At 52.8% G+C, this 20,352-nt stretch carries 19 protein-coding genes; 15 read left to right on the top strand and 4 right to left on the bottom strand.

Annotation, left to right across the window (positions count from 1 at the left end; genetic code table 11):
• The first annotated feature begins 55 nt into the window (after positions 1 to 55).
• Positions 56 to 1,198: a molecular chaperone DnaJ gene (dnaJ, locus tag KE531_02625; GenBank protein MBR9952523.1), complete on the top strand. Its 1,143-nt coding sequence runs from the start codon at positions 56 to 58 to the stop codon at positions 1,196 to 1,198.
• A gap of 92 nt (positions 1,199 to 1,290) precedes the next feature.
• Here the strand turns inward: dnaJ and KE531_02620 are convergent, their stop codons facing one another.
• A complete protein-coding gene (locus KE531_02620; GenBank protein ID MBR9952522.1) occupies positions 1,291 to 2,223 on the bottom strand; it encodes a LysR family transcriptional regulator in 933 nt (310 codons plus the stop codon).
• A gap of 150 nt (positions 2,224 to 2,373) precedes the next feature.
• On the opposite strand from KE531_02620, the gene KE531_02615 reads away from it, so the two are divergent.
• The 3 genes from KE531_02615 to KE531_02605 are packed head-to-tail and all read left to right on the top strand — an operon-like array spanning position 2,374 to position 5,014.
• Positions 2,374 to 3,093, top strand: a complete 720-nt coding sequence (locus tag KE531_02615; protein ID MBR9952521.1) for a DUF5058 family protein — start codon at positions 2,374 to 2,376, stop codon at positions 3,091 to 3,093.
• Positions 3,094 to 3,119: 26 nt separating this feature from the next.
• Positions 3,120 to 3,821 carry a hypothetical protein gene (locus tag KE531_02610; protein MBR9952520.1) on the top strand — a complete coding sequence of 234 codons (702 nt, stop codon included), beginning with the start codon at positions 3,120 to 3,122 and terminating at the stop codon, positions 3,819 to 3,821.
• A 14-nt stretch (positions 3,822 to 3,835) separates the two neighbouring features.
• Positions 3,836 to 5,014, top strand: coding sequence for an amidohydrolase (locus tag KE531_02605; GenBank protein MBR9952519.1), 1,179 nt, complete (start codon positions 3,836 to 3,838; stop codon positions 5,012 to 5,014).
• A gap of 13 nt (positions 5,015 to 5,027) precedes the next feature.
• Here KE531_02605 and KE531_02600 read toward each other — a convergent pair whose 3' ends face one another.
• On the bottom strand, positions 5,028 to 5,900 hold the full coding sequence (locus KE531_02600) for a LysR family transcriptional regulator (GenBank protein ID MBR9952518.1): 873 nt from the start codon (positions 5,898 to 5,900) through the stop codon (positions 5,028 to 5,030).
• 151 nt (positions 5,901 to 6,051) lie between these two features.
• On the opposite strand from KE531_02600, the gene KE531_02595 reads away from it, so the two are divergent.
• The 7 genes from KE531_02595 to KE531_02565 are packed head-to-tail and all read left to right on the top strand — an operon-like array spanning position 6,052 to position 13,681.
• Positions 6,052 to 6,501, top strand: coding sequence for a winged helix-turn-helix transcriptional regulator (locus tag KE531_02595; protein MBR9952517.1), 450 nt, complete (start codon positions 6,052 to 6,054; stop codon positions 6,499 to 6,501).
• Complete coding sequence (locus tag KE531_02590) at positions 6,498 to 8,237, top strand: ABC transporter ATP-binding protein (protein MBR9952516.1); 1,740 nt, start codon at positions 6,498 to 6,500, stop codon at positions 8,235 to 8,237. The genes KE531_02595 and KE531_02590 overlap by 4 nt, the downstream gene beginning before the upstream one ends.
• 16 nt (positions 8,238 to 8,253) lie before the next feature.
• Positions 8,254 to 10,140 carry an ABC transporter ATP-binding protein gene (locus tag KE531_02585; GenBank protein MBR9952515.1) on the top strand — a complete coding sequence of 629 codons (1,887 nt, stop codon included), beginning with the start codon at positions 8,254 to 8,256 and terminating at the stop codon, positions 10,138 to 10,140.
• 20 nt (positions 10,141 to 10,160) lie between these two features.
• Positions 10,161 to 10,340, top strand: a complete 180-nt coding sequence (locus KE531_02580; protein ID MBR9952514.1) for a hypothetical protein — start codon at positions 10,161 to 10,163, stop codon at positions 10,338 to 10,340.
• Between the two features lie 22 nt (positions 10,341 to 10,362).
• A complete protein-coding gene (locus KE531_02575; GenBank protein ID MBR9952513.1) occupies positions 10,363 to 11,508 on the top strand; it encodes an amidohydrolase family protein in 1,146 nt (381 codons plus the stop codon).
• 32 nt (positions 11,509 to 11,540) lie between these two features.
• A complete protein-coding gene (locus KE531_02570) occupies positions 11,541 to 12,842 on the top strand; it encodes a hypothetical protein (GenBank protein MBR9952512.1) in 1,302 nt (433 codons plus the stop codon).
• A gap of 23 nt (positions 12,843 to 12,865) precedes the next feature.
• Complete coding sequence (locus KE531_02565; protein MBR9952511.1) at positions 12,866 to 13,681, top strand: MBL fold metallo-hydrolase; 816 nt, start codon at positions 12,866 to 12,868, stop codon at positions 13,679 to 13,681.
• Between the two features lie 69 nt (positions 13,682 to 13,750).
• Here the strand turns inward: KE531_02565 and KE531_02560 are convergent, their stop codons facing one another.
• The gene (locus KE531_02560; protein ID MBR9952510.1) at positions 13,751 to 14,281 is read right to left on the bottom strand and encodes a dihydrofolate reductase; all 531 of its coding nucleotides are present in this window, start codon (positions 14,279 to 14,281) and stop codon (positions 13,751 to 13,753) included.
• A 264-nt stretch (positions 14,282 to 14,545) separates the two neighbouring features.
• Between KE531_02560 and KE531_02555 the strand changes: the two genes are divergently transcribed.
• The 4 genes from KE531_02555 (at position 14,546) to KE531_02540 (ending at position 19,182) form a co-directional block, all read left to right on the top strand.
• On the top strand, positions 14,546 to 15,817 hold the full coding sequence (locus tag KE531_02555) for an SLC13/DASS family transporter (GenBank protein MBR9952509.1): 1,272 nt from the start codon (positions 14,546 to 14,548) through the stop codon (positions 15,815 to 15,817).
• A 66-nt stretch (positions 15,818 to 15,883) separates the two neighbouring features.
• Positions 15,884 to 17,032, top strand: a complete 1,149-nt coding sequence (locus KE531_02550; GenBank protein MBR9952508.1) for an amidohydrolase family protein — start codon at positions 15,884 to 15,886, stop codon at positions 17,030 to 17,032.
• 124 nt (positions 17,033 to 17,156) lie between these two features.
• A complete protein-coding gene (locus KE531_02545) occupies positions 17,157 to 18,395 on the top strand; it encodes a DNA methyltransferase (protein ID MBR9952507.1) in 1,239 nt (412 codons plus the stop codon).
• A gap of 4 nt (positions 18,396 to 18,399) precedes the next feature.
• A complete protein-coding gene (locus tag KE531_02540) occupies positions 18,400 to 19,182 on the top strand; it encodes an endonuclease (protein ID MBR9952506.1) in 783 nt (260 codons plus the stop codon).
• 111 nt (positions 19,183 to 19,293) lie between these two features.
• Here KE531_02540 and KE531_02535 read toward each other — a convergent pair whose 3' ends face one another.
• Positions 19,294 to 20,256: a LysR family transcriptional regulator gene (locus KE531_02535; GenBank protein MBR9952505.1), complete on the bottom strand. Its 963-nt coding sequence runs from the start codon at positions 20,254 to 20,256 to the stop codon at positions 19,294 to 19,296.
• Between the last annotated feature and the right edge of the window lie 96 nt (positions 20,257 to 20,352).

The raw sequence follows: 20,352 nt of genomic DNA, 5'->3' as shown, positions 1-20,352 counted from the left end.
CGTCTGCCGTCTAACCCCTTTCCCACTATATAGAGTTTGAAAGGTAAGACAGATCATGGCAGAGAGCAAAAGAGACTATTATGAGGTCCTCGGCGTACCGAAGGACGCGGATGACGCTGCGTTAAAGAAGGCGTACCGTGTCCTGGCAAAGAAGTACCACCCTGACGCAAATCCGGGAGATAAGGAGGCGGAGGCCAAATTTAAGGAGGCGTCCGAGGCTTACAGCGTGTTAAGCGATCCGGAAAAGAGGCGCCAGTATGACCAGTTCGGCCATGCGGCCTTTGACGGCGGCGCAGGCGGCGGTTTCGGCGGCTTCGACTTTACCGGTGCGGACATGGGCGATATTTTCGGCGACATCTTCGGCGATTTCTTCGGCGGACGCACGAGCCGGGGAAGGAGCGGCGGGCCCATGCGCGGCGCCAATTTGAGAACCGGGATCCGTATTACCTTTGAGGAAGCAGTTTTTGGCTGCCAGAAGGAGATTGAGCTAAACTTAAAGGATGAATGTCCGAAATGCCACGGCACAGGCGCAAAGCCGGGAACATCGCCGGTTACATGCCCCAAGTGCAACGGAAAGGGAAAAATCGTCTATACGCAGCAGTCCTTCTTCGGACAGGTGCAGAATGTCCAGACATGTCCGGACTGCGGCGGCACGGGAAAAGTCGTCCGTGAGAAGTGCCCGGACTGCTACGGAACGGGATATATCACGAACCGCAAGAAAATCCAGGTTACGGTGCCGGCCGGCATTGACAACGGCCAGAGCATCCGCATCGCCGGAAAGGGCGAGCCGGGCACCGGCGGCGGTGAGAGGGGCGACCTTCTCGTGGAGATCACGGTGTCCCAGCACCCGATCTTCAAGCGCCAGGAGACCAGCATCTTTTCCACGGTGCCGATTTCCTTTGCAAAGGCAGCGCTGGGCGGGACAATCCGCATCAAGACCGTGGACGGCGAGGTGGAATACGACGTGAAGCCGGGCACCCAGACCGACACGAGGGTGCGCTTAAAAGGAAAAGGCGTGCCGTCTCTCAGAAACAAGAACATCCGCGGCGACCACTATGTGACGTTAGTTGTTACGGTGCCGGAGAAGTTAAACGAGGAGCAGAAGGAAGCCCTGCGCCGGTTTGACGATGCCATGAACGGGATTGCGCCCGAAGGGCCGAAGAAAAAACGCGGGCTCTTTAAGGGACTGGAAAAATAGAAGATCAGAATCTCTGCCCCCTGCGGGCGCCTTGGGAAATGGGCGCTTGCAGGGGGCTTTTTTGCGTCTTCAGGAAGTTCCTTTCCGAGAGGTTAGTAGGCGGCCAGCTCTTTCCGGAATTCTTCCAGGATCGCGGCGAGGACGCGCTCCGATTCCGGTGCCGGTTTCCGCCCTTTTTTCGTCACATAGCCGTATTCATAGGCGGAAAGTGCCGGATTTAAGGGGACGGCGGCCAGATGGTGCTGCTTTAGGGTTCTGGAATAGGTGTGGGAGGACAGCATGGCCAGGTTGTCGATGTTTGCCAGCATGTCGAGGTTCCCGGCCCGGCCGGTACCGTGGCAGATTCCCTTTACAGGCGGAAGCAGGGAAAAGATATCTTCGGCCCGGATCCCGATGGGGTCAAAATAATCTATGTTTACCATTAAGAGCGTTTCGGGAAAGCAGATACCGGGCGGCTGTTTTTCCGGCTGGAAAATCCGGCTTTCCTGGCTCACGATCACGTAGGCGGGGCTTTCCCCGACGGCATGGTATTCCAGGCCTCTCGACCGGCAGTAATCGTCAAGGGACTTGGACATATCCGTCCCCAGAAACAAAAAGGCCGCCTCGGAGGCCTCGGAAACCACATCGGAAAACAGCTCCCGGCAGTCGGTGCGCTCGGTGCAGCCAATGTCGAACTGGCCGCGGAAGGCTTTGGTCGCGGCAAGGATGATATTCACATAGAGGGAAGATGGGACGGAGGAAAAGCGGAGACGGCGCGTCTTCTCCAGCCGGATGGATTCCGCTGTTCGGGTGAGGCGGGAGAGAAGCGTTTCGGCTTCTTTTAAGAACCGTTCGCCCTCCGGCGTTGGGAGCATGCCTTTTTTCGTGCGGAGAAAGAGCGGAAAGCCAAGGCTTTTTTCCAGCTCGGAGACAGAGCGGCTTAAGTTGGGCTGGGCGATATAGAGGGAGGCGGCCGCCTTCGTGAGAGAGCCCTGGCGGTACACCTCCACGGCATCCCGCAGATGGCGGAAATCAAAGAGTTCCATGTTCTGCATGACCTCCTTTTCATTGGTACTGCTTTAAGTATATCATTTTTGATATGTTTATCAAGCAGGATCCATATTATTTTTTTCCGGCGGCCTGTGATAGAATGGAGGAAAGAAAAGCCGGGCCCGGCAAATTGTTAGGAGGTACATATGGGTTATATTGATGTTGCGAACAGTCCGCTCCTTTACGGGGCAGTGGCTGTTGGAATTCTGTATATTGTGGGGTTAGCGGCCGTGTTTTTAAAAAAGGCCTGGAGCAGGTGCCTGGCGCTTGGAATTTCACAAAAAAAGCTGTGGGAGATTGCCCGCTCGTCGGCGGTTTTTACGGTTGTCCCCTCGCTTTCCATCGTGATCGGCCTGTTTACCCTGTCGACGGTCCTGGGGATTCCCTGGTCCTGGTACCGGCTTTCCGTGGTCGGCTCCGTGACCTATGAGCTGACGGCCGCGGAGATGGTGGCGGACGGAATGGGCTTTTCCTCTGTGGGTGACATGGCGGCCAATGCCGATTACCATGCTTTCGGAGCCGTGATGTTCGTCATGAGCATCTGTATCCTGGCGGGGATTCTGGTGAACCTGTTTGCCGTGGAGAAGATCCAGAAGGGAATGTCGAATTATAAGAAGAAAAAGGGAGACTGGGGCAGTGTGATGAATTCCTGCTTTTTCCTGGGAATCATGGCCGCGTTTACGCCGCTCATCTTTGCCTCCGGCTTCATCTATGCCATGACTTTTGTCGTCAGCGCCCTGACAGCGGCAGCCTGTCACTGGCTCATGAAGCGGTTTGAGATCCGCTGGCTCGGGAGCTTTATCATGTCGATCTCCCTGATTGCCAGCATGGTGTTTGCGGTCTTCATGACCGGAGTGATGGGATAAAGGAGGATGCAGCGATGAAAAACCATATGGATTATGAGAAGTCCATCCATCGGATCGGACGGATCGGCAGTGTGATTGCCGTCGTTTTTATGCTGGGGATTCCGGCGCTCATGTGTGCGGTTTATGACATGTTCCCGTCGGCTTCGGAGCTTCTTCTGTTCGGAAGCGGGCTTTTAGCCCTCTATGTGCCGACGGGGATTTCGGAGGTCATCACCTATGTGCCGATGTTAGGGTCAGCCTCCTATCTGACCTTTATTACGGGAAATATTTCAAATTTAAAGCTGCCCTGCGCCCTCAACGCCCTGGAGATGGCGGACGTGGAACAGAACACGGATGCCGGTGACGCGGTGGCAACCGTGGCCGTGGCGGTTTCTTCCATGGTGACGGTGGCGATTATTTTGGCAGGTGTGGTGCTTTTGGTGCCGCTCAGGCCCCTTCTTGAGAGCGGGCCGGTGAAAGTTGCCGGAAATTATATGCTGCCGGCGTTATACGGCTGCCTGTTTTTAAGCCAGGTGACGAGCCGGGCAGGCGGTACGGTGATCCGCGGGAAATTAAAGGCGGCCATTCTGCCGGGACTTTTGGTGTTTGTGATCCATGTCTTTGTGGCACCGGTCAACCGCGGCCTGGCGATTCTGGCCTGCATCCCGCTTTGTATGGCGTGCGCGTGGGTGCTCTTTCAGGCAGGACAGATCCGCGTGGAACATGTGAGAGAAGAAAAGGGAGAATAAAGGAGGAAGCAGACATGACATATCTGGAACGGGCAATGGAAATAAAAGAAGAGCTCATAAGGAACCGGCGGTACCTGCACGAGAGGCCGGAGGTGGGAATGGAGCTTACCGGGACGGCAGCTTTTGTGACAGAGCGGCTTAAGGAAATGGGGTATGACCCGAAGCCCTGCGGGAAATCCGGCGTGACGGCGCTCTGCGGCGACCCGGCCGGCGGCGTGTTCCTTTTGAGGGCCGATATGGATGCGCTGCCCATGAAGGAAAAGAGCGGCCTGCCTTTTTCGTCAGCACGGGACTGCGCCCACACCTGCGGCCATGACATGCATACGGCCATGCTTTTGGGGGCGGCAAGGCTCTTAAAGGAGCGGGAAAAGGAGCTTCCCGGAGCGGTGAAATTCATGTTCCAGCCAGGGGAAGAGCTGCTTGAAGGGGCGAAGGACATGATTGCGGCAGGGATTCTGGAAAATCCGAAGGTGGACGCGGCCATGGCCTGCCACATGATTACCGGCTATCCGGCCGGCGTGATTGGCTACGGGAAAGGGGCTGTTTCCGCCTCCAGCGACCATCTTCGGATCCGGATTCTCGGAAAGGGCGGCCACGGGGCACATCCGCAGACGGCAGTGGATCCCATCAACATCGGCGTCCACATCCACCTGGCGCTTCAGGAGCTTTTGAGCCGGGAGTGTGATCCGTTTGAACCGGCGGTGCTGACCTTCGGGAAATTTCACGGCGGAGACGCGGCCAACATCATCCCGGATTCGGCGGTGATGGAGGGGACGCTGCGGACGTATAATGAGAAGGTGCGGGAACGGTTCTTAGAGCGGATCCGCGAAATCTGCGACCTGACGGCCAGATCGTTCTGCGGCAGGGCAGAGACGGAGGTTTTATCGTCCACCTGCGTTCTCCATGTGGACGGGGAGACGGCGGAGGCGGCCGCAAGTGGATGGAAGAAGGAGAAGCTTTTCTGTATGGAATCCGGCCAGAAAATGAGCGGGTCGGAGGACTTTGCCGAGGTGACGGCGAGAGTGCCATCCGCCATGTTTGTCGTCGGCGCCGGGACGAAGGAGGAGTGCCGCGCAGGACTCCACAGCCCGGAAATCCTGTTTAACGAGGACGCGCTGCCCTTTGGCGCGGCCGCCTACGCGGCCGGCGCGGCGGGCTGGCTTGATAGGAGGAAGGCGGCCGGGAAAGCGTAAAAACTTCCCAAATTCAGAACTCCTCACCTAAAAACCGCATAAAGTCTTTGGAGATCTTGTCTCCCTGACGGCTCTTATAGTAGATGCCGAAGGAGAGCAGGATCTCTTTTTTTATGGGCAGGCGGACGAGGGCGTCGGTCTCCGGAAGGAAAAGATCCGGCAGGACGGCGGCCCCGAAGCCTGCTTCGGCCAGGGTGATGGCGGCTTCCGGCGAGGCGCTGAAGTAAAAGTCTGAGGGGGAGCGGGATTCGATTAAGGGGCGGTGGGCCGAGGCGATTCCCGCGGGCGTCTGTACCGGGTCGGTGAGGATGATCTTTTCCCTTCTCAGATCGTTTAAATCCACGGCAGGGAGGGCGGCGAGGGGAAAATCCGGCGCGCAGACGCAGACGATGGGGATTTTCTTCAATTCCCGGTAGGAAAAAGGATGCTTTTTCGTGTCGGTCTCCCGGAAACTTAAGAGGATATCCAGGGAGCCCTCGTCCAGCATTCGGAACAGGTACGGGAGAGGGCCGATCTGGAACCGCGGATGGAGCCTTTCATAGGCGGCGTGAAGTTTTTTTAATGCTCCGGGAAGACGCAGAATCTGGATATGGCTCTGGCAGCCGATGGAAAAAGGCTGGATCTCGCTGCCGCCGTTTTGGAACCGGCTTACGGCACGCATGGACGTTTCCAGGATCGTTCTGGCGTCGCCTATGAAGGAGAGGCCTTCGTGGGTTAAGGCGACGCTTCTTGTGGAGCGTGTGAACAGGCGGACGCCGAGCTCAGCCTCGAGGGACTGGATCTGGTGGGTGACGGCCGGCTGGGTGACGGAAAGCTGTTCGGCGGTTTTTGCAAAATTCAGGGTTTCCGATAAGGTGAGGAAGCAGGTGAGCTGGAACGTATTCATGGGCAATCCTTTCTATAAGATTGATAAAAGTTTTTTATCAATGATAACATTTTTTGAATTCACATGCAAGCCGGAATGTGTATAATAGTGGATAGCGCGGAATGTTAGGAAACGAACAATTTATAGACAAACGGAAGGAAGATGAAATGCGATGGAAGAAGAACGGATTGTGCGGCTGATCCGGCAGCTGAACCTGTTTCTCATGCAGTATGAGAGGGAGCTGATGGAAAGCCGTGCGCTGACCCCGGCCCAGAGCCGGATGCTGGGATACCTGCTTTCGCAGAAAAAAACGGAATATTCCGCGACGGATATCCACGAGGCGGCGGGGATTTCCAGGCCTACCATATCCGGTACCTTGAAGGAGCTGCGCCGGAAGGGGTTTCTCCTTATGGAAGAGATGCCGGAGGACGAGAGGAAGAAGCGGATCGTCCTGACGGAACAGGCTTACGGGGAAGAGGAAGAAATTGCGAAAAAGCGGAAGGAAAGGCAGGAATGCATTCTGAAAGGGATTCCGAAGGAGAAGCTGGAAATCGCCGAGGAATGCCTGGAACAGATGCTTTCCAATATCAGACAGGAACGAGACAGGAGGAATAAGACATGATAAAAACGCTTCTTGCACAGGTGAAGGAGTACCGGAATGTATCCCTGATAACGCCTGTATTCACGGCTCTTGAGGTGGTGATGGAGGTTTTGATCCCCTTTGTCACGGCATCCATCATCGATAAGGGAATCGAGGCCGGAGACATCGGACAGATTTACTTTTACGGCGGGATTATGCTTGTGATCGCATTTCTCAGCCTGTTTTTCGGCGTGATGGCAGGGCGGACGGCCTCTAAAGCGTCTTCCGGCTTTGCCGCCAATTTAAGGGACGGGATGTACGAAAACATCCAGAAATTTTCCTTTTCCAACATTGACAAATTCAGCACGGCCGGCCTTGTAACGCGTATGACGACGGATGTGACAAATATCCAGATGGCCTACCAGATGTGCATGCGGATTGCCGTGCGGGCGCCCTTAATGTTCATCAGCAGCATGGTTATGTGCATGTTCATCAACGTGAAGCTGAGCATGATTTTCCTGGTGGCGATCCTCGTGCTGGCAGCGGCCCTGTTTCTGATTATGAGCCATGCCACAAAGACCTTTTCAAAGGTGTTCCGGAAGTACGACGATTTAAACGCCAGCGTCCAGGAAAACGTGTCCGGCATCCGCGTGGTGAAGGCCTTCGTCCGCGAGGACTATGAAAAGGAGAAGTTTTCAAAGGCGGCGGAGAACCTGTACCGGCTGTTTGTGAAAGCTGAAGGGCTCCTGACGCTCAACAGCCCGGTCATGATGCTCGTGGTTTACGGCTGTATGATTTCGCTTTCCTGGTTCGGCGCCCGCTTTATCGTGGCCGGCAGCCTGACGACCGGCGAGCTGACTTCCATGTTCAGCTACGTCATGAGCATGCTCATGTCCCTCATGATGTTATCCATGGTGTTCGTCATGATTACCATGAGTGCAGCCAGCGGACAGCGTATCGCAGAGGTGTTGGAGGAAAAGCCGGATCTTGTGAACCCGGAGGGCGCCATCCACGAGGCAGCCGACGGCAGCATTGATTTCAACCATGTGGATTTTTCCTATAAGCACGGAAGCGGCGAGGATACGCTCCATGATATCGACCTTCATATCCGCTCCGGCGAGACCATCGGCATCATCGGAGGCACGGGAAGCGGAAAATCGAGCCTTGTGAACCTCATAAGCCGCCTGTACGACGTGGACAGAGGAAGCGTGCTGGTGGGCGGCCGGGACGTGCGGGCCTATGATATGGAGGCGCTGCGAAACCAGGTGGCCGTCGTTCTCCAGAAAAACGTCCTGTTCTCCGGGACGATTCTCGACAACTTAAGATGGGGAAAAGAGGACGCCACCTTAGAGGAATGCAAAGAGGCCTGCGAACAGGCATGTGCCGACGAATTTATAAAACGGTTCCCGGACGGGTATGACACCTGGATCGAGCAGGGCGGAAGCAACGTCTCCGGCGGCCAGAAGCAGCGGCTCTGCATCGCCAGGGCGCTTTTAAAGAAGCCGAAAATCCTGATTCTCGACGATTCCACCAGCGCCGTGGACACGGCCACGGACGCGAAGATCCGCCAGGCCTTTGCAAAGAAAATCCCGGGTACGACGAAGCTCATCATCGCACAGCGAATCTCCAGCGTCCAGGATGCCGACAGGATTCTGGTTCTTGACGGCGGCCGGGTGAATGGGTTTGACACCCATGAGCGGCTGCTAAAAACCAACGAGATTTACCGGGATATCTATGAGACCCAGACCCAGGGCGGCGGCGACTTTGACGAGGCATAAAGGAAGGTGAGACGTGATGAAGGAAAAAGGAAAGAGAAATGCAAAGGATATGATCCGGATTGTCGGACGTATCCTTTCGGAAATGGTAAAAGATTATAAATGGCAGATGGTTCTTGTGGTGGCCTGCATTATCGGTTCGTCGTTGGCGACCCTGCGGGGGACGTTATTCATGCAGAGCCTGATCGACGATTACATCCTGCCTCTCACGAAGGCGGAAAACCCCGATTTCGGGCCGCTGGCCGCGGCGCTGTTTTCTGTGGCAGCCACTTATGCGGCCGGGATTTTATGTTCCTACGCCTACACGAGGCTCATGGTAAATGTCAGCCAGGGGACGTTAAAGCGGTTCCGTACCGAGCTTTTCAGCCACATGGAATCGCTGCCGATCCGCTACTTTGACACCCACGCCCACGGCGATATCATGTCGGTGTACACCAACGATGTGGATACGCTGCGCCAGCTCATCAGCCAGAGTATCCCACAGATTGTGAACTCTTCGGTGACGCTTGTGACGACGCTTGTGAGCATGCTGGTTCTGGATATTCCGCTGTCTCTGCTCTCTCTTGCCATGGTGGCCGTCATGCTGTTTGCGGCTTCCAAATTGGGGACGTTGTCCGGCATGTATTTTGCAAAGCAGCAGAAGGCCATTGGTACCGTAAACGGTTATATCGAGGAGATGATGGAAGGGCAGAAGGTCGTGAAGGTGTTCTGCCATGAGGAAAAGAGCCTGGAACAGTTCCGGGAATTAAACGAGGAGTTAAGAAAGAGCACGTACCATGCAAACAGCATCGCCAATATCATGATGCCGCTCAATGCAAACCTCGGGAACATCAGCTATGTGCTCTGTGCCGTGGCCGGCGCTTTGCTCGCCTTAAATGGGTATTCCGGCCTGACGCTTGGAACGCTTGTCTCCTTTATGTCGCTCAATAAGAGCTTTACGCAGCCGATTACCCAGATCAGCCAGCAGTTAAACAGCATTGCCATGGCTGTGGCAGGTGCAGACCGTATTTTTACGATGTTAGACGAAGAGCCGGAGACGGACGAGGGCTATGTGGAGCTGGTCAACGCCAAAGAGGCGGAGGACGGCACCCTCACGGAAACCACGGAGCGCACCGGCATCTGGGCATGGCGCCATCCCCACAAGGCGGACGGCACCGTCACCTATACGAAGCTTCTCGGCGACGTGACCTTCAACGACGTGGATTTCGGGTACGACGAGAATAAAATCGTTCTCCATAACATCAAGCTTTACGCCACGCCGGGCCAGAAGATCGCTTTCGTGGGCAGCACCGGTGCAGGAAAGACGACGATCACCAACCTGATTAACCGCTTTTACGACATCCAGGACGGAAAGATCCGCTACGACGGCATCAACATCAACAAGATCAAGAAGGCCGACCTGCGCCGCTCCCTCGGCATGGTGCTTCAGGACACCCACCTGTTTACGGGGACGGTTCTTGACAACATCCGCTACGGGCGGCTGGACGCCACCGACGGCGAGTGCATCGAAGCGGCAAAGCTTGCAAACGCCGATGACTTTATAAAGCGTCTTCCCGACGGCTACAACACGATGCTGACGGGAGACGGCGCCAACTTAAGCCAGGGCCAGAGGCAGCTCCTTGCCATCGCCAGGGCGGCCGTGGCCGACCCGCCGGTGTTAATCTTAGACGAGGCCACCTCGTCCATCGACACGCGGACAGAGGCCCTTGTCCAGGAGGGGATGGACCGGCTCATGAAGGGCCGCACGACGTTTGTGATTGCCCACCGGCTTTCCACCGTGAAGAATTCGGACTGCATCATGGTTTTGGAGCAGGGCCGGATCATCGAGCGCGGTACCCATGAACAGCTTTTGGAGGAAAAGGGGAGATATTACCAGCTTTATACGGGGAATGCCATTGGGGCGTAGAAAAAGAGAAGAGAGAGAAAATGGAACGCGGACAGACGCTGGGGAAACGGCGTCTGGCCGCGTTTTTTGGCACCAAGATAACAAATAATTTTTGTGAAAAAGGCCAGAAATCATTGTTTTACTTTTTAAACGGGGGGGGGGTATTATGGGAATGTAATAAAAATGTGACAGAAAATCAGAAAAAACAGGTCGGTATTTAGGAAGGGGAGGTGCAGGGCTGTGATGTCTCTGATTATCAGAAACGGAACTGTGATTGACCCGGAGACGGGCAGGAAAGAACGGATGGATCTTACGGTCGAGGGAACGGAAATCGTGAGGATGGAGCCGGAGATTTCCGGAGCCGCCGTCAGCGAAATCGATGCAGAGGGATGCATGGTGACGCCGGGGCTCATCGACCACCACGCCCATGTATATCCCTGGGCAAAGATCGGGATTCCCGGGGAAGCCGCCTGCTTTTCTGCCGGAGTGACGACGGTTGTCGATGCTGGAAGTACGGGCTGTGAGACGTTTGAGCAGTATCTGCCGGCGTTGGAACATACGAAGTTAGAGGTCTTCTTTTACCTGAACGTATGCAGCACGGGGCTTTCCAGCCTGCCGGAAGCCATGGAGGACGTGGCTCCGGCCCATATGGACAGGCAGGGAATCCGAGAGACGCTGGAACGGTACCGGGGCCGTATCCTGGGGCTTAAGCTCAGAACCAGTAAGAACATCGTCGGGGATCTGGGACTTGGCCCACTCAAGGAAGCGGTCAGCATCGGAGAGGAATTGAAAGCGCCGCTCATGGTTCACATCACCAACCCGCCGGAGCCGGTGGAAGAAATCTTAAGATGTCTCCGCCCGGGCGATATCGTGACCCACATGTATCAGAATACAGGATACAGTATTCTGAAAAACGGGCAGGTGTCCCGGGAGGTGAAAGAGGCGCGGGAGAAAGGCATCCTTTTTGAGGCGGCCGACGCGAGAGCCCATTTCTCCTTCGAGGTCAGCGAGGCGGCCATGAAGGAGAAGGTCTATCCGGACTTTATCGGCACAGACCTCACAAAGCTCAGCATGCATCTGCGGCCGACGTCCTTTAATATGGCGATGCAGGTATCGAAGTATGTGTTTTTAGGGCTTCCATTTCCGGAGGTAATCAAAAGATGTACCTGGAACCCGGCCGTTTCCATGGGGATTTCCGGCCGCGTTGGCAGCCTGAAGCCGGGAAAGCAGGCGGATATCGCCGTATTCCGTCCGTGCCGTAGGAAAAATGTGTTTGGGGACAGGCCGTATTCGGACAAGATCGGTTCACTTCGGACAGGGGATCTTGTCTATGAGCCGGTGCTTACGGTGAAAAACGGGGAAATGGTATTTCGGAATGTCACGTTTTAAGGGGAAGAAAAACGAAGGAGGAAGAAAAGAGTATGGTAGCAGTTATAGGCTTAGTTATGTTTATTGTCTCGGCCGTTCTGGCACTGAGCAAGAAAATGCATCTGATGGTTCCGTTCATCGTGGTGCCGGTGATTGCCGGACTTTTATGCGGGTACTCGTTCAATGACATCATGGGCTTTGCGGCGACGGGGGTCAGCGGCACGTTTAATTCGGTGCTGCTCTGTATCTTCGCAGTGCTTTATTTCAGCATCCTGTCGGAAACGGGAATGTTTGACATCATCGTAAACAAGCTGGTCGGCATTACGAAAGGCAATATTTACGTCGTCATGGTTGTCACCATTGCGGTGGCCTTCATCGGCCATCTGGACGGTGCCTACAATACGACATACCTGATCGCCATTCCGGCTCTGGCGCCGCTTTATAAGAGATTAAACATCGACAGGCGCTGCCTGGTGCTTCTCGTATCCCTGGCGGCTGCACCGATGACGGGCATGGCATGGGCACAGCCGGCAAAGATGCCGGTCTATGCGCCGGAAATCAACCCGGTTGTCATGGCACAGAGCCTGTATCCAGTGATTGCAGTCCTGTTTACGCTGGCAGTTTTATACGCCGTTGGCTGCGGAAGATATTATTCCAGACAGAACGCGGCGGAGCTGGCAGCCCTGCGGGCTGAGTTTTTGAAGGACGACGGGAATAAGAAAGTGGACTTTTCCGATAAGCCCCTTGCACGTCCCCAGTTATTCTGGGTCAACTTCGCAATTTTTGCCGTTTCCCTGCTCTGCTTCATGTTCCTTACGAAGGTTGCAACGTATCTCTTATTTATGCTGTTCTCGGCCGTGACGCTTTTGGTGAATTACCATACCCAGAAGGAGCAAAACCAGATCGTGAGAAAGCACTCGGCAACGATGCTGGCACCGGCAATCCTGTTTTTGGGAATTGGAATTATGGTCGGCATCTTAAACGGAACGGGAATGGTAACGGCGATGGTAGACGTGGTACTTTCCGTAATCCCGGAATCCATGGCAAGGTTTACCCATGTGCTGTATGCGATTGTGGTGCTTCCGCTCCAGATTTTTATCCCTTATCAGGCATTCCAGAGCATGAATCCGCTCCTTTTGGGAATCGGCGCGGGCTGCGGCCTTACGGCTTATCAGGTACTGACGGTTTTGTGTATTTCCTACTTAAATCCCTGTTCACCGCTGGTTGCGGCAAACAACCTGGCCTGCGAGCTGGCAGAGGTGGATATCATCTCCCAGGTGAAATACTCCGTCATCCCCTGCTTTGTGTTTAATGTGCTCGGTGTTCTATTGTGTACCCTGTTTGGGCTTGTATAATTACAGAAAGGTAAAATGGCGATATGGCAGAGATTAAGAAAACACCAAAAAATATTGTAATGGCATCCAAAGACACCCCCTGGGAAGTGGATATCGAGCCCTTCCGCGTGGCTCCGCATATTTATTACGTGGGCAACCTGTTTGTGGGAAGCTTTCTGATTGAGACCTCAGAAGGCCTGGCTCTCATTGACTCCACAATGTTTGAGACGACGTACCTGCTTTTGGAGGCCATCCGGAAGCTGGGCTTCGATCCGAAGGATATCAAAAAGATTCTTTTAAGCCACGCCCACATGGATCACGACGGCGGCGCGCGCTGCTTAAAGGAGCTGACCGGGGCGAAGATTTACCTGGCAAAAGAGGACGATGAGTGGAGAAAGAAGCCGGAAGCCGACATGAGCGGAGAGGGCTTTAAGATCATCGACTACACGGTGGACGAGTATTACAGCGATGATACTCCCATTGTCATGGGCGATGTGGTAATCCGTACCCGCCTGACGGCCGGCCATACGCCGGGGTGCACCTCTTTCTTTGTGGAGGTAAAGGACGAAGATGGGAAGACGCTCACCTGGGCCATGCACGGCGGCGTGGGAACAAATACCATCAATACGGAATATCTGAATAAAGTCCATCTCCCGCTTTCTCTCCAGCAGACGTTTTTAAAGGACTGCGAGGACATGAAGTCCATCCATGTGGACATCTGCACGCCGAGCCATCCGTCCCATTCGGACATGCTAAAACGGGTTCCGGCAGACAGGAGAGACTACCGGCCGTTTATTGACACGGAAAAATGGGCGGCCTTCCTGGACGAGAGGGCAGAATTTGTCCGCCAGGTTATGTAAAAGGAAAATAAGAAAAGGCGCCGCGGCCATGAGCTTATGGAAAGGCCCGGCCGCGGTGTAAAAAGATTTTTACCGCTTCCGATATACCAGTTCCGCAATCCCGCCATACTCCCGGGAGCGGAGAAGCTTAAGGTTTTTCTCTTCGGAGGCCGGCGAAAAAAGGCGGATCCCAGAGCCCAGGATCACGGGAATCACGGAAAGCTGATACTCGTCAATGAGGTTTGCCCCCTCCAGCTGACGGATTAAATCGGCGCCGCCACAGATCCAGATCCGCCTGCCGTCCTCCTTCCGAAGGTTTTTTATCAGCTCGCAGGGATCCTGAACGGTGAAGACGATACCTTCTTCGGACGTGAGGTTCCTGTGGGTGATGACATAGGTTTTAAGCCCCTCATAAACCCATTGGCCGGGCGACAGCTCCGTCACAACCTGGTGATAGGTGTTCCAGCCCATGACGACCGTGTCCACATCTTTTATGAAGGTTCCGTAGGAGTCCATGGGCTCGTCCGCGTCTCCCTGTCCGGAAAGCCAGCCGACGCCCCCGTTTTTGTCGGCGATATATCCGTCCAAGCTCATGGCAATAAATAAAACAACGTCTCTCATGTGCACACTCCTGATTCTTATCTTTGCTTTCTATCAGTTATACCACAGGAAGAGGCAGGTCATAACAAGGATATTTTGTTGAACTGGAAAAATAACCTTGTTTCATTTTTTGATGCCCGTATGCTATAATCAAAAACGTCAAAAAAAGACGGAATTCCTGTCAGTTCATCGTACAAAATGACAAATGCAGACGTGCATTGCGGAATTCCGAAAACCTGGAATCGCCGGCAGCTCCAGAGTACGGAATCGAAAAGAGGGGGCAATATGGAACCATCCACATTAACAATTATTATTTTAATCCTGGCAGTCATATCCTTTCTTCTGGAAAAAATTCCGGTCAATATGACGGTCATGCTGACGCTGTGCGTCCTGGTGCTTACGGGGCTTGTAACACCGGCCGAGGCGGTCAGCGGCTTTGCCAGCACTACAATTTTAATGCTGATCGGCGTCGTCATCGTCGGAAGTGCCCTGTTTGAGACGGGAGTCTGTGACAAGGTGGCGGCCGTCGTCACGCGGTACGCAAAGACGGAGCGCCAGATGATTATGGCGATTCTGATCCTTTCCAGCATCATGTCAGCCGGCTTAAGCAACTCCGGCACCGTTGCCGTTTTCATCCCGATTATCATGGGAATTGCGGCGACAACAGGCTTTTCCAGGTCAAGGCTTTTGATGTGTGCATTTCTGGGTGCCATGGCAGGCGGCAGATTGACGTTAGTGGGCGACGCGGCCGTCAACGTCCTGATCGGAAATCAGATTAAAGAGCTGGGCCAGCCCTTCGGCTTCTTTGAAATCTCGAAAATCGGCCTTCCGCTGACCGTTATCATGCTGGTGTACATGTATTTCATCGGCTACAAATTCCTGCCGGATATCAAAGTCTTCAACGATGAGTCGAATATCTTCAGCCAGAAGGCGCCGAAGGACGCTCCCATGTGGAAGCAGGTGGCCTCAGTAGTTGTACTGCTCGTTGTTTTTGTCGGCATGGTATTTGAGGAACAGACGGGAATCCCGTCCTACATGGTTGCCATCATGGGAGCTGTTGTGGACGTTCTTCTTGGAATCTTTACGGAACAGCAGGCATACAACCTGGTGAGCATTAAGACCGTGATCCTGCTCGGCGGAATGACGCCTCTTGCGACGGCGCTTAAGAACACCGGCGCAGCCCAGATCATTGCGGATACGTTAATCAACATCATCGGCGGCTCCACCAATGTTTACTACATCACGATTGTCATTTTCATCCTCACCTGCGTCATGACCCAGTTCATGTCCAACGTGGTTACGATTACGCTTTTGATGCCAATCATCATCGCCATTGCGGAAACCATCGGGGTATTCCCGTCCGCGCTTCTCATGGTGCTCTGCATCGCATCGACCATGTCCATTTTAACGCCGATTGCCTGCCCGCCTGCAAACCTGATTTATGCATACGGCGGCTACAAGTTCTCGGATTACTTAAAGAGCAACATCGGAATGACGGTTGTGTTCTTAGTGGCCTGCGTGATCCTGATCCCGTTATTCTGGCCGCTTTACGTGTAAAAACAAAAAGAAAGCTTGTCCGTCAGACGGCAGGCTTTCTTTCTATATAAAAAGGAGTGTGTATCTATGGATTTTCTGATAAAAAACGCGGTGTCTATCGACTGTGAGACGGGAGAAGAGAAGGGCGTTTCCGCATGGATTGAGAACGGAAAGATTAAGGAGCTGGGGGAACATACAGAGGCCAGGGGAGAATGCGCCGTCATCGACGCGGACGGGGCGTACCTGCTTCCGGGACTCATTGATTTCCATACCCACCTCTTTACAAGAGGCAGCGCCTTTGGCGTAAACGGCGACCTGCTTCTTTCCGGCGGCGTCACGATGGCCGTGGACATGGGGACGGCCGGGAATCTGGGCTATGAGGCGTTTCACCGGTTGGATGTGCAGCCCAGGGACATAAAAATCAAGAGTTTTTTAAATCTCTCCCCGCTGGGCCAGCCAGGCTCGGGGATTTCGGAGCCCCTTGGAGAAAACGCCGTCCAGGAGACAGAAATCATGCGGCTAGTCAAAAAGTACAGGGGAGAAATCCTTGGGATCAAGGTGCGCTTAAGTAAAGAGATTGTCGGAGACCTTGGCATGGAACCACTCGAGCATGCCATCCGTCTGGCTGGACGTCTGTGCCTTCCTGTCTGCGTCCATACGACGAACCCGCCGGCAGACCCGGCAGAGATTGTGAGCCGCCTGCGCCCCGGCGATGTTTACAGCCACATGTACCACAAAAAGGGTATGACGATTCTCAAAGAAGACGGAACCGTGAAAGAGGAATTTAAGAAAGCACAGGAGCGCGGCGTCTATCTGGAGGTCGGAAACGGCAGGATGAATTTTAACTTTGAGGTGGCCGAAAAAGCCGTGGGGGACGGGCTTTTTCCCGATATCATCAGCAGCGACGCCACGGCCAGGACACTTTACAATGCCCCGGACATGCGCGACCTGCCTTATGTGATGTCGAAGTTTTACAATATGGGGATGCCGCTCCATCAGGTAATAAAGGCTGTGACAAAGACACCGGCCGCCTGCCTTGGGCTGGCAGACTGCGCCGCAAGCCTTTTAGAAGGCCGGCTGGCGGATCTTACGCTCATGCGGAAATGCCGGACGGCGGCAGAATTCTGCGATTCCGACGGGAATGTGAGAAAAGGCGATACGGTGCTTTCGCCGGAGATGACGATGATCGGCGGGAGAGTGGTTTATTTGCAGGGGAAGAGCCGGATGGGGAGGTAGAAACGGAGTCGTGGTTCGAATCTGCGATGGCAGAAATCAGCGTTTAGAGATTGCTGAATTGCCGGATGGATTTCTTTCTCATTCTATGCTAAAATAGTGAAATCATAGGATTAGGAGCATGGATGTGAGTAATGAGAACAGAGTTAAGGATATAGATTCTCCTGTACATGATTGGTATCGGTTTGTCCTGTCCTTTCCGCCTCATCTGGTGCGGGAATATATCAAAAAATTTAGTATATGCAAAGAGGATGTTGTCTTAGACCCGTTTTGCGGAACCGGAACAACAAATGTGGAATGCAAAAAACATGGCATTCCGTCCATTGGCATAGAAGCGAATCCGATTGCCTGTTTTGCAAGTTCAGCGAAATGTAACTGGGCTGCTGATACGGCGCAGATGTTCCAGGAGGCAGAGCAGATTGCACAGCGGGTTGCTGATCTGATAGAAAATTGTAAAGAATTAAAGTGTCTGACAGAGGAACAAAGTAAGTTAATCATAAAAAATTCAATAAGTGAAAGGCCATTAAGCCAAGTCCTGATTTTAAAGGAGGCAATTCTGGCGGCACATTCACAATACGAGGAGCACTTCCTTCTTGCGCTGGCAAAAAATATTGTATGCTCTTACAGCAATTTAAAATTTGGGCCCGAGGTAGGCATCAGCAGGAAAAAAGTGTACGATGTGGATGTTGTCTCAGTATGGCTCCGGCAGGTTCTCGTTATGCAAAATGACATTTGCCGTATTTCCGGGCTGAGGGACGTTCCGTCTGACATTATTAGCGGAGATGCTCGTTCAATAAGTAAGATGCCCTTTACGAAAAAGGTCAATTTCGTTATTACATCTCCACCATATCCGAATGAAAAAGACTACTCGAGAACAACGCGATTGGAATCTGTTCTGCTGGGATTTATAAACAGCAAAGAGCAGCTCAGGGAGGTAAAAAAACAGTTTATCCGTTCCAATACAAAAAATGTTTATAAAGGAGATAATGACTCACAATACGTCGAAAAGATTGATTCCATATCAGAGTTAAGCAAATCCATAGAAAAAAAGCGCATAGAACTTAACAAAACTTCTGGTTTTGAGAAGCTGTATTCCAGTGTGGTAAAACTCTATTTTGGGGGAATGGCAAGACACTTTCAGGAATTGAAGCCGATATTAGCTCCAAATGCAAAATTGGCATACGTGGTAGGGGATCAGGCATCGTACTTTAAAATCCCCATACGAACCGCAGAATTGCTGGCAGAAGTTGCAGAAAATGCAGGTTTTGAAGTAGAAGGCATTGAGAACTTTAGAAAGCGCTACGCAACAGGGACGGATGCCTGGCTTAATGAAAATGTTTTAGTTTTAAAGTATTTGGGAGATTAAAACTATGGGAATATATGACTCCATTATTTATTCAATCTTTTTTGAACATTATGAGGAAGGAAAAACCCCGATTCGTTTTGAACGGGAAGAATTTCTGAAAAAAGCTGAGGAGTTAAATATTAACGCCGCTAAAAATTTAGGTGACATCGTTTACAGCTATAAGTATCGAAAAAAATTACCAAAAGAAATCCTGGAAACAGCTCCGGCGGGTCATTATTGGCGCATAAGAAGTATTGGGAAATCTCATTATGAGTTTGTATTGGAGAAAGGTATGGAATTTATAGAACCGGATCCCATGCTGGCCACAATCAAGATCCCGGATGGAACGCCGAGTATAGTAAAAAAATACAGTGTGTCTGACGAGCAGGCATTGCTTACCATTGTTCGCTATAATCGGCTAATCGATACTTTCTTGGGGATTACATGCTACTCTCTTCAGAACCATTTACGCACAACCGTGGATGGAATCGGCCAAATTGAAACGGATGAGCTGTATGTTGGCGTGGATAAAAAAGGCCGTCAGCTCATTATACCAGTACAGGCAAAGGGTGGTACCGACAAACTGGGTATTACGCAGATTGAACAGGATATGGAGTTATGCAGGCAAAAATATCCTGAACTGATATGCCGTGCCATTGCATGTCAGTTTATTACATCTGATATTGTTGCCATGTTTGAATTTGGTGTTGAAGATGGAAAAATTGTTAAGGAAAATGAGCGGCACTATAAGATAACTGATGCAAGAGAGATCACAGGAAACGATTTATCTCAGTACAAATTTCGTTGATGCAATTTTTAATTAAAAGCAGTATCATATACCTATGAATTGGAGCATGCGTCTGCGGACGCATACTTAAGGGAGCCGGAGCAATCTGGCTCCCTTGCTTTTCACCTATTTCTACTCCAAACTCCCCTGCGGCCGCACCGCCGCAATTCTCCCAAACACTTCCTCCGTAATCTCCATAAAATCTTTTGCATACGGCGGCAGGAACCGATCCTTGTGATGGGCCAGGACGAGCCTATGCTGGACGATGCTGCCCTTTAATTTGAGTGGAAAGGCATTGGCGTCCGGGTACATTTCAAATAAAAGCGGGAGCCGCATCTGGGTGCAGAAAAATGCGCCATAATGGTAGGGATAGAGGGAAATCAAAAGCTCCGTCGTCGAAGATTCCAGGAAAACATGGGGCGTAACCCTGGCATCCTGGAAGCACTGGTCGATGGTGCGGCGAAGGCGCATGGGCGGCTCCGGAAGCAGGAAGGGTACGGCCTCAAACTGCTTTAAGCTGACGCCCGATAAAGCGCTCTGCTTCAGGCTTTCAAAGTTGTCCGGCAGATACTTTTTCAGGAGTTCGTCGGAGCAGACGAGATAAATCCTGTCGTTTAAGATGGTCTTTATATGGAGCTTTGGGCTGTCCTGGTACATGATCCCGATAAAAAGATCCAGTTCCCCGTTAAATATCATGTCTTCCATTTTCCCAGACGACTCATTTACAAGGATGATCCGCACATTGGGCCATTTTTCATAGAACTGCGGCAGGATTTCCGGCAGGCAGATCTGCCCGCGGTAGGCCGGGATGCCGACTTTTAAGCTTCCGCCGTTGCTTACGGAAATGCTGCTTAAGCGGTTTACCAGCTCGTTTTCCTCGGCGAGGATTTTTACTGCGGCCGTATAGAGCTGTTCCCCGGCATAGGTGAGGGCTAACTTCGGCTTCCGGTAGAACAGGGTCACGCCATAGTGCTGTTCCAGGCGCTGGATGTGCTGCGTTAAGTTCTGCTGGGAAATGTAAAGCTTCTGAGCTGTGTTTGTGACATGGAGCTCCTTGGCGAGTTCCACAAAATAGTACAGGCTGATCAGGTTCATGGACGCCTCCCTCCTGTGCCCCAAAATCATTTCCGGGGCAGAATCCGTTTCCTTTTATTATAACCTGAAAGGGAAAAAATGTAAATCAGACAACAA

This window comes from Eubacteriaceae bacterium Marseille-Q4139, from assembly GCA_018223415.1.
Lineage (GTDB): Bacteria > Bacillota > Clostridia > Lachnospirales > Lachnospiraceae > CABSIM01.
The sequence above is the reverse complement of the archived record's forward strand: the minus strand, read 5'-3'. Positions and strand labels throughout refer to the sequence as shown.